We start from the raw sequence: 9,804 nt of genomic DNA on the forward strand, positions 1-9,804 counted from the left end.
GCGGAACTCTATGGTAAATAATAAATAATTAAAGTATACCGTTTCGTAGGGGCAAGCAAGCCAAAGGCTTGCCCCTGTATCTATTAGTTCTCTATATATCTATATATCAAAAGGAAAAAAATGCAGGAAGACAGATTCCCTGGGCACAAATTTTTACCTTATCTACTTATTGCGCCATCTATTGCAGTAATTATTGTCTTTTTAATTGGACCTTTTGTTCAAAGTATACGTGAATCTTTATTTGTCTCCACACCGTTTGGCACGAAAACTATCTATGTCGGACTCCGTAATTATGTCCGTTTATTTTCTTCGCCAGACTATCGAAGCAGTGTCATCGCTACTTTTAAGTTCTCTGCTTTTGTTATTATTGGTGGACTTTCTATTTCACTGGCGATTGCCCAATTACTCAACCAGAAGATCAAAGGAGTAGGCTTCTATCAAGTCGCCCTTATCTGGACTTATGCTATCTCTCCGACAGTTGCTGGTGTGATCTGGGCTTCAATGTTTGCACCTGCTACTGGACTTATTCCTTATATTGTTTCCAAACTATCTGGTGGATATACGCTAAATTGGATGACGAACGGGAATATTGCCTTATTTGTGGTAGCTACTGCCGCTACCTGGAAGATGTTGGGCTACAACATTATTTTCTTTTTAGCCGGATTACAAAATGTACCGGACGAATTTTTAGAAGCTGCTCAGATGGATGGTGCCGGATCCTGGAAAGCATTTTGGCGCATTACCTTTCCCATGCTTTCCCCCACTACCAGCTTTTTATTGTTTGTTAACATGCTTTATGCCTTCTTCCAGGTTTTTGGGTTGATAGATATTATGACCCGAGGCGGACCGGGAAATGCGACAGAACTTCTGGTATACAAATTGTATCGTGATGGTTTTATTCATCTAAATACTGGATTTGCTTCGGCCCAATCATTAATAATATTTTTAGTAATCTCTGTGGTAGCAATTATTCAATTGAGGATAGTTACCCAAAAAGCTATTTATTCGCGATGAGGTAATAGTCTATGTCAAAAATGACCAGAAAAACTCGGCATGATATTTTTATTCATGCAATACTTATTTTATTGGTTATGGTTCTTGCTTTTCCCGTATATTTTGCTTTAATTACCAGCACCTTAAGTTTTCAGGAGTCCTACCAGTATCCACCAAAACTTATACCTGGAAAACAATTTATGAGCAATTTTCAAGAAGTCTGGGATCGAATTAATATGGGGCGGCTCTTTTTTAATAGTACCTTTATTTCAATAATAGTAGCAATAGTGAAAACGATCCTGGCATTACTGGCTGCCTTTGCCTATACTCATTTTAAATTCCGTGGACAGGGTCTGTTGTTTTCTATGTGCATGATCACCCAAATGCTGCCTCTTCCGGTACGTATTGTTCCCACCTTCCAATTAATGGCGAGTTTTAACTGGATAAATTCTTACTATGCCCTCACCGTACCATTCTTTGCCAGTACAACCGGACTGCTTCTTTTTCGGCAGTTCTACCTGACTATACCCAAAGATCTTCCCGATGCTGCCCGGGTAGATGGGGCAAGTCCTATGCGTTATTTCCTACAAATTTTAGTTCCCATCTCTAAGACTAACATTGCAGCTCTATTTGTTATAGAGTTTATTTTTATGTGGAGTCAGTACTTATGGCCCTTAATTGTAACTACTACTGCTGAAATGCGGGTGGTGCAAATTGGTATCAAGATGTTATTAGCCAGTGAGCAGATAGCTCCTGAATGGAATGTGGTTATGGCTGCTACGGTGATTGTTATGCTGCCCCCGCTGGTAGTCCTTATGCTGTTGCGGAAAAGCTTTGTGCAAGGAATTGCGATGCAGACAAGTAAATAAAAAGAAATAAGGAGAGTAATTGACGCGTGCTTACCCAATTGAACTGTGCGAGCTGTATAATAGATGATTTATGCGGTGCTTTGAATTTATTACCCTTAAAAGAAGAAACAAAAAATGAAATATTAAAGGAATCCTTTCAATTTTTATCTCAAGAATTCTCCACAGATAAGATTCCTTCTTACTTCATTACCGCAGTTCATAGAATATTAAAGAGGATATCAAGGATAGAAATTCCTTTTAAAGAAAGAAGAGACAAGTGTAATCAGCTTGGAATAGAAATGGCAGAAAAGATTGCCTTGGAAGCAGAGGGGCTGGAGGAATCAGAAAGGTTTCCATTTTTAGTTAATTGGGCTATTGCCAGCAACCATCTTGATTTTCGGACAGTAGGAACCGGTTATGGATTTCAGATGGCTGAAATAATAGAGGAGCTTCATGCTTGCGTTTTGGAAGGGATAAAGATAGACCAGATAGCTGAAATTTTTCAAATAGCTAAAAAATCTTCCGAAATACTCTATATCCATGATAATGTTGGTGAGATTGCCTTTGATAAACTGCTGATTCAGGAACTGAGAAGATATGGCAGCTCAGTGATTTCTGCTTTAAGAGGAGGGCCTATAACTAGTGATGCCACTATAGAAGATGGAGAAACGGTAGGTCTTCAAGAAGTTGCCTCACAAATTATTTTAGCCGGATCGGATACCCTGGGTATTTCCCTTAATGAAATGTCTTGTGAATTAAAAAATGCTCTCCGGACTGCCGATTTGATAATTGCTAAAGGCCAGGCAAATTATTACGCTTTAAGCGAATATAATTCGAGGGTACCCGGTAGGATTGCCTGTCTTTTTAGAACTAAATGCCAGCCAGTAACCAATAAATTGGGAGAAACAGGAAAAATCAATGTTGCTATTTTGCTGTAAGCTCTAAAAAAAATTTTTTCAATCAAAATTATTATGCTATAATTAGGCTATACATGAGATAAATTAATTTCCTAAAACAGAGGAGGTGAATTTTAACTTCAATAACTTAACACAAGAATTGCTTGCTAAAATTGTTTTTTAATATTTAAAAATATTTTAGGAGGAAGAAATGAAAAAGATAATTTTTATTACATTTTTAATTATTGTTTTTCTGGCCAGTTCAGTTACCCTCGCTGCTGAAAAGACCAAGGTACAATTCTGGCATGCTATGGGCGGATGGAGAATCGAACTGCTTCAAGAGATGGTAAATAATTTTATGGCTTTAAACCCGGATATTGAAGTAGAGGTACAATACACCGGAAGTTATGGTGATACCATTAATAAACTTAATGTCGCCGTTCAATCGAAGGTTGCACCTCATGTGGTACAGGGATATGACATCGCCACTCAAATGCTAATTGATGGAGAAGTTGGTCTCGTTATGCAAGATTTAATTGATGCAGATCCCACCTTTGATATCGGAGCTTTTATGCCTCAGGTGCTTAATTATTATAGAGTAAATGGAAAACTCTATTGTATGCCTTTTAATTCTTCCAATGCTATTATGTTCTACAATAAAACTCTATTTGAAAAAGCGGGTTTAGATCCTAATAAACCACCTAAAACCTATGAAGAACTACTTGAATATGCGAAAAAACTTACCACAAAAGATGATAAAGGAAATGTAGTTCAAGCTGCTGTTTGTTGGAGCCTTAACTGTTGGTTCTTTGAACAATTTATGGCTACACAGAATGCGCCCTTGGTGGATAACGATAATGGCAGAACCGGAAGACCCACCAAAGCCATATTTAATTCAGATGCTGGTTTGAAAGTATTTACTTTTTGGAATGACCTAACTAAAAATGGAGATATGATAAATACCAAGCTTGAAGATTGGACCGCAGCGAGAAATCTCTTTATATCTCAAAAGGTGGCAATGTTAATTACCTCAACATCCGATGTTGCCTTGATGGTTAAATCTGCACAAGAAAATAATTTTGAACTGGGCAGTGCGTTTCTACCCACCCCAGCGGATGCTGAAGCTGGCGGAGTAGTAATTGGCGGAGGTAGTCTCTGGATCATTGGCGGACATCCTAAAAATGAGACTGATGCAGCCTGGAAATTTGTAAAATATATGACTGAAGCCCCGCAACAGATAAAGTGGCATACTGGAACTGGCTACTTCCCGGTGAGAAAAGATGCTATAGAAGGCCTCTTGGCTCAGGGTTATTATTCCGGATCTCCACATGATCTGACTGCCATATTGCAACTTCTCCTTTCCACTCAGAATTATAACACTAACGGAGCAATTATTGGTGCTTTTGCTGAGATGAGATCTATTGTTGCATCAAACATTGAAAAGATGCTCTCAGGCAGTATGACTCCAGCAGAAGCCTTAGCTGCTGCAGAAAAAGCAGCAACGGAAGCGATTAGAAACTATGAAGGATTGTAATATTTAATTTCTTTGGAGGCGGTAAAACCTTTACCGCCTCTTTTACCATTAATTTATCAATATATATTTATTTTAACTATTGAGGGTATAACAATGCGAAAATGGACTCCATATTTATTGTTGATCCCCACTTTTATAATAATTGTCATATTTATTTATGTACCTGCCGAGTATTCGATAAAGGCGAGTATGCAAAGAATACTGCCCTTTGGCAGAGGAACGAGTTATATAGGCTTAACTAATTTTTTAAAACTTTTTTCTAATGCTGATTACCTCTACTCAGTAAGATTTACCATTCTATATGTTACAGTTACAGTGAGCATTGCTATTATTTTATCCTTTTTAATTGCTCTTCTTCTGGTTAAGAAGATTCCCGGAGTAAAACTATTTAGAACTTTGATTTTTGTTCCTTATGCTATTTCTCCGGCTATCGCTGGAGCTTTGTGGACTTTTTTGTTAAATCCAATAGTAGGCCACGTAAGCTATTTCTTTCAGGTTCTTTTTGGGATTCAAGTGGAATGGATGACCTCTAAACCTTATGCTTTTTATGCCGTAGTATTTGCTTCGGTATGGAAAACACTACCTTTTAATATGATATTTTACATTGCCAGCATTCAGGATGTACCGGAAGAGATTTTGGAGTCAGCTACCATTGAAGGAGCTAATGTTATGAACCGGACCTGGAGGATAATTTTTCCTATGGTCTCTCCTATCACTTTTTATTTGGTAATTATGAATATAGTGACTATGATGTTTTCCTCTTTTGCTATTATTGATGTCATGACTAAAGGAGGACCAGGTCAATATACTACCAATATGATTTATAGACTTTATTTGGATGCTTTTTACTTCCAAAAACCAGGGGTTGCTTCAGCTCAAAGCGTAATCCTGATTGCTATAATGATTGTGGTTACTTCGATCTATTTTAAATTCGGCGAACGGTATGTTCATTATTAATAAGGAGATAACTGATGAAAATATCCACTCAAAAACGAACAGATATAATTATATCCGAAACAATATTAATCATTGTTTCTCTTGTATTTATATTACCATTAATCCTTGCATTAACTATGAGTATACAGCCTCCCTATGCTGTTTTTTCCTTCCCCCCGAAGATTCTTCCCCGGGGATTCCACTTACAAAATTATATTACCGCCTTTCAAAGGGTCCCATTTTTCAGGCTATTTCTGAATAGTGCGGTAGTAGCGGTAATGATTACTTTGGGAAAACTGGTCACCGGGGCTCTCGCCGGATATGCTTTTGCTAATTTTAATTTTTTTGGTAAAAAATTTTCCTTTGCTTTTCTGTTTGCTACCTTATTTTTACCAGCTGAAATAATTATGATTGTACCTTTATTTTCTCTAATGGTAAAATTTGGCTGGGTAAATACTTACTGGGCTTTGACTATCCCCTTTATGGCAAGTGCCACCAATACTTTTCTGTTGCGGCAGCATTTTCTAATGATTCCTAAAGAGCTTGAGGATTCAGCCAAAATTGACGGAGCTGGGCCGATGGTCTATTTTATAAAAATTTTGCTTCCTCTTTCCAAATCTATGCTTGGTGGCGTATCAATCATTAATTTTATTTATGCTTGGAATCTTTACCTCTGGCCTCTTATAGTTACCATGGAAGATAAAATGAAGACGGTTCAGATAGGAGTAAAGATGTTAATTGACTCTGAAGCAGCAAGTGACTGGGGAGTGATTATGGCCGGCACCGTTTCCGCAGTAGTACCTACATTAATAGTATTTTTTGTACTTCAATCTATCTTTGTCAAAAGCCTCACCAGGTCAGGCATTAAGGGATAAAGCATACTTTTCTTATTCCCACTGAAAACCGTAAACCAAGAACTAAAGAGCGCCAAGAAAGCTCTATATTTCTTGCAGGGTGAAAGTCCCTGTTGGGTAAGGTCTAGCCAACCACCCATACCGAGTGTTGCATCGAAATTGGTAACAATTAGATGACCTGTCTGCTGCAGGCAGGAGCGTATACAGGGAATCAGATAGGCCATAAGGAAGACCGTACTTCCTGAAGGTGAATTATACAGCCTCGTAAAATAGATTAATGCAGATGGCGACGTTGTTTTAGTAACGGAAGCCTACACAAAAAGAATCGCATATGGCGAGATTCTAAGAGGGTCTGTCGGGGTCTTGGCACATGGCATGTCTGAAGTAGAGATATAGGGAACTTGGGAGACCCTATAGGTTCCTGAGTAAAGGTAAGTCTATCCGATAGAAAAAGAGGGAGACTGACGGCTTATAGGGATTCGGATCAGCTCATAGTACTCATTTCGAGGAAGGGGCTGACAGAATACGTAGTCTGCAAAGGAAACATTTGCCGGGCAAGTAGGACTGGAGGAACAAATGCAAACCTCCCTGCAGGGAATAGCAAAGAAGGCAAAACTGAATAAGAAGTATCGATTCCGTGATTTGTATCGGCTTTTAAATGAAGAGAACCTTTTAGATTCTTGGAAATACCTGAACAACAAGGCAGCCTCAGGAGTAGATAGAATATCAACTAAAGAATTTGAGATAAATTTACTTAGCAATATCCAAGGATTAGTTAAAAGCTTAAAACAAAAACGGTATCGGGCAAAACTGGTAAGAAGGGTGAGTATCACTAAAGAAAATAGCAAGCACCGTTCTTTAGGCATACCTACTATAGGTGACAAACTGATCCAAAAGGCAGTAGCCAGAATACTTAATGCGATTTATGAACAAGACTTTCTTAGCTGTAGTTACGGATATCGTCCGATGATTGGAGCAAAAGATGCAGTACGAGATATAACTACTACCTTAGTAAGAGGAAGATATGGTTACATATTGGATGCAGATTTAGAAGGATTCTTTGACCATATCAATCACCAGTGGTTACTCAAGATGTTAGAAGAAAGGATTGATGATAAACCATTTATTAACTTAATTGCCAAATGGCTTAAGGCAGGAGTACTCTCTACCGAAGGTAAAATATTACATCCAGTGATAGGGACGCCACAAGGGGGGATAGTCAGTCCTCTACTGGCTAATATCTACTTACATTACGTACTTGACCTTTGGTTTGAGAAGAAAGTGAAACCTAACTGTAAAGGAGAAGCTTACCTTTGTAGATATGCGGATGACTTTATCTGTGCCTTTCGTTTCAAAGATGAGGCAGAGGAATTCTATAAGGCAATTATTAAAAGGTTGGAAAAGTTCGGTCTTTCTCTATCACCGGATAAGACCAGAATCATAAAATTTAGCCGATTTGAGAAAGATGCTAATTACTTTGAATTCTTAGGTTTTGAATTTCGCTGGGGTACTAGCCGCAAGGGTAAGGATATAATTAAACGTAGAACCTCTAGGAAGAAACTATTAGCAAGCTTGAAAAGGTTTACCCTATGGTGTCGTAAATGCAGAAACTTTCGTCTTAGGAAAATCTTTAAACTACTTAATGTCAAACTAAGAGGTTATTACAACTATTATGGGGTTATAGGTAATTTTACTAGTTTGCAAAAGTTTTTCTTTCAAGCGTTAAGAATCTTATACAAGTGGTTGAATCGTCGTAGCCAAAAGCGTAGTTTTTGCTATAATATATTTAACCAGATTACTGAATTTTATAAAATTGAGAAACCTAGAATTACGGAGTTTTCTTAACCAGTTAATTATCTTATTAGTTTTACTTTTACGGAAGCGAGTATTTCTGAAGAGCCCAGTGCGGTAATTCCGCACGCTGGGATCTGTGCGGGGGCAGTCGGGTAACTGGCTGTCCTACCGTGACAACTTTCCGATAATGGAAGCGATTAAGTAGGAGTGATAATCAAGCAATATAGTTACTTATAAAAGAGGTGAACAATATGGGCGAGTTATTTATTTTTCATCCCACAAATACAATCGGTGATTGTGGTGAATTTGCTAATATTATTCCAATTGGATGCCCCTATAACTGTTGTGAGAGCATTCTTCTAACCTTATTGACTTATTTATAATATATAGTATACTTATAAGTATAATACTTTAAAGTATACTATATGGAGGCTAATATGTTTGTCAATAGAATTGAGGAATTAAATTACTTAGAAAAATTACATAAGAAACAGGATGCCCGCTTTGTAATTATGTATGGTCGTAGAAGAATTGGTAAGACTGAATTACTCAGACAATTTTCTAAAAATAAAAAACACCTCTTTTTTTCTTCAGATCTATCTTCTGAACAAGAACAGTTAAAACAATTTAGTGAAAAAATATTTCAGTTAACCAGAGAATCATTTTTACAAACCCAGCCCTTTAGTTCATGGGAAGCTTTATTAAGATATATCTTTGACCATTTAATTCCGAAAATACCTTTGGTTATTATTGATGAATTTCCTTATTTATGTATAAGCAATCCAGCCCTTCCTTCTATTTTGCAAAAAATCTGGGATGAAAAAGCAAAAGAAAGTAATATTTTTCTTATTTTATGTGGCTCTTATATGAGCTTTATGGAAAAAGAAATTTTAGGAAGTAAAAGCCCTTTATTTGGCAGACGTACTGGACAGGTTGCCTTAAACCCATTATCTTTTGAAGATCTTAAGTTCTTTTTCCCTGACTATTCTGAAGAGGATAGAATGCTCGCATATACTGTACTTGGAGGTACACCTGCATATCTCCAACGATTTAATGATAAAAAAACTATAGAACAAAATGTAAAAGAGGAAATTTTAAATAAAAATGGTTTTCTTTTTAGCGAACCTCGTTTTTTATTAATAGAAGAATTGCATGAGCCGTCTACCTATTTCTCTATTTTAAGAGCCATTGCCTTTGGTAGGACACGACTAAATGAAATAGTACTGGAAACTGGGATTAGTGAGCGACATAAAGTAAATAAATATCTTAGTGTCCTTAGAGAATTACATATAGTAAGAAGAGAAATTCCGATTACCGAAGATAAACCTCACAAATCAAGAAAAGGTATTTATCTCCTTAACGATCCTTTCTTCCGCTTTTGGTTTAGATATATTTTACCTAATATGAGTTACCTTGAAGAGGGAGACTTTAATTATGTTTGGCAAGAAAAAATAAAACCTTCTTTGGATAGTTTTACTGGATTTGTTTTTGAGGATATTTGTTTACAAAGAATAAAAAATCTAAATAGAAAAAATATGCTTCCTTTTAAAGCTAGTAATATTGGGCGTTGGTGGAATAACGAAGAAGAGATTGATATTGTAGCTTATGATGAAAAGCAATCTTTTATCTTTGGTGAGTGTAAATGGAGGAATAAAAAAGTCGGTCTAAATGAGTTAAATGAATTAGAAAGAAAGGCTAACAATTTTTTTTATGCTGGTCAAAAATATTTTATTTTATTTTCCAAATCAGGTTTTAATGAAAAATTAAATAATTTATCAAAACAAAGAAAAGATATCCTTCTCTTTGACCAATAGTGTAGACGAAGGTTATTTATATTTAGTAATTATCCTTATACTAATCTTTTTATCAAAAACTTTTTCTCAAAAAGAAGGATTTTTAAAAGTTTTGTCGAATATTAAAATATGTCACGCATCAGATTAAAGTTCTTT

At 36.5% G+C, this 9,804-nt stretch carries 8 protein-coding genes; all 8 read left to right on the plus strand.

All coding sequences use genetic code 11. The features are described 5' to 3' along the window. Positions 1-120 precede the first annotated feature (120 nt). Positions 121-1,014 carry a carbohydrate ABC transporter permease gene (locus COZ07_RS07075; RefSeq protein ID WP_406607869.1) on the plus strand — a complete coding sequence of 298 codons (894 nt, stop codon included), beginning with the start codon at positions 121-123 and terminating at the stop codon, positions 1,012-1,014. An 11-nt stretch (positions 1,015-1,025) separates the two neighbouring features. Further along, the gene (locus COZ07_RS07080; RefSeq protein ID WP_406607870.1) at positions 1,026-1,862 is read left to right on the plus strand and encodes a carbohydrate ABC transporter permease; all 837 of its coding nucleotides are present in this window, start codon (positions 1,026-1,028) and stop codon (positions 1,860-1,862) included. 38 nt (positions 1,863-1,900) lie between these two features. Then, positions 1,901-2,779: a damage-control phosphatase ARMT1 family protein gene (locus COZ07_RS07085; RefSeq protein ID WP_406607871.1), complete on the plus strand. Its 879-nt coding sequence runs from the start codon at positions 1,901-1,903 to the stop codon at positions 2,777-2,779. A gap of 169 nt (positions 2,780-2,948) precedes the next feature. Continuing rightward, the gene (locus COZ07_RS07090; protein WP_406607872.1) at positions 2,949-4,271 is read left to right on the plus strand and encodes an ABC transporter substrate-binding protein; all 1,323 of its coding nucleotides are present in this window, start codon (positions 2,949-2,951) and stop codon (positions 4,269-4,271) included. A gap of 93 nt (positions 4,272-4,364) precedes the next feature. Then, positions 4,365-5,228: a carbohydrate ABC transporter permease gene (locus COZ07_RS07095; RefSeq protein WP_406607873.1), complete on the plus strand. Its 864-nt coding sequence runs from the start codon at positions 4,365-4,367 to the stop codon at positions 5,226-5,228. 14 nt (positions 5,229-5,242) lie between these two features. Next, entirely contained in the window at positions 5,243-6,082 is an 840-nt protein-coding gene (locus COZ07_RS07100; RefSeq protein WP_406607874.1) for a carbohydrate ABC transporter permease, read from the plus strand. Between the two features lie 555 nt (positions 6,083-6,637). Then, positions 6,638-7,906 (plus strand): group II intron reverse transcriptase/maturase, encoded by a 1,269-nt coding sequence (gene ltrA / locus COZ07_RS07105; RefSeq protein ID WP_406607875.1) that lies wholly within the window; start codon positions 6,638-6,640, stop codon positions 7,904-7,906. Between the two features lie 386 nt (positions 7,907-8,292). Next, positions 8,293-9,669: an ATP-binding protein gene (locus COZ07_RS07110; protein ID WP_406607876.1), complete on the plus strand. Its 1,377-nt coding sequence runs from the start codon at positions 8,293-8,295 to the stop codon at positions 9,667-9,669. The last annotated feature ends 135 nt before the right edge of the window (positions 9,670-9,804 follow it).

Source organism: Candidatus Infernicultor aquiphilus (genome assembly GCF_002784285.1).
GTDB lineage: Bacteria > Atribacterota > Phoenicimicrobiia > Phoenicimicrobiales > Phoenicimicrobiaceae > Infernicultor > Infernicultor aquiphilus.

What these genes read in the sequence shown, in the direction of transcription:
- COZ07_RS07090 (WP_406607872.1), top strand. Translation starts at nt 2,949, where the DNA reads ATGAAAAAGATAATTTTTATTACATTTTTAATTATTGTTTTTCTGGCC.
- COZ07_RS07110 (WP_406607876.1), top strand. Translation starts at nt 8,293, where the DNA reads ATGTTTGTCAATAGAATTGAGGAATTAAATTACTTAGAAAAATTACAT.
- COZ07_RS07075 (WP_406607869.1), top strand. Translation starts at nt 121, where the DNA reads ATGCAGGAAGACAGATTCCCTGGGCACAAATTTTTACCTTATCTACTT.
- ltrA (WP_406607875.1), top strand. Translation starts at nt 6,638, where the DNA reads ATGCAAACCTCCCTGCAGGGAATAGCAAAGAAGGCAAAACTGAATAAG.
- COZ07_RS07095 (WP_406607873.1), top strand. Translation starts at nt 4,365, where the DNA reads ATGCGAAAATGGACTCCATATTTATTGTTGATCCCCACTTTTATAATA.
- COZ07_RS07080 (WP_406607870.1), top strand. Translation starts at nt 1,026, where the DNA reads ATGTCAAAAATGACCAGAAAAACTCGGCATGATATTTTTATTCATGCA.
- COZ07_RS07100 (WP_406607874.1), top strand. Translation starts at nt 5,243, where the DNA reads ATGAAAATATCCACTCAAAAACGAACAGATATAATTATATCCGAAACA.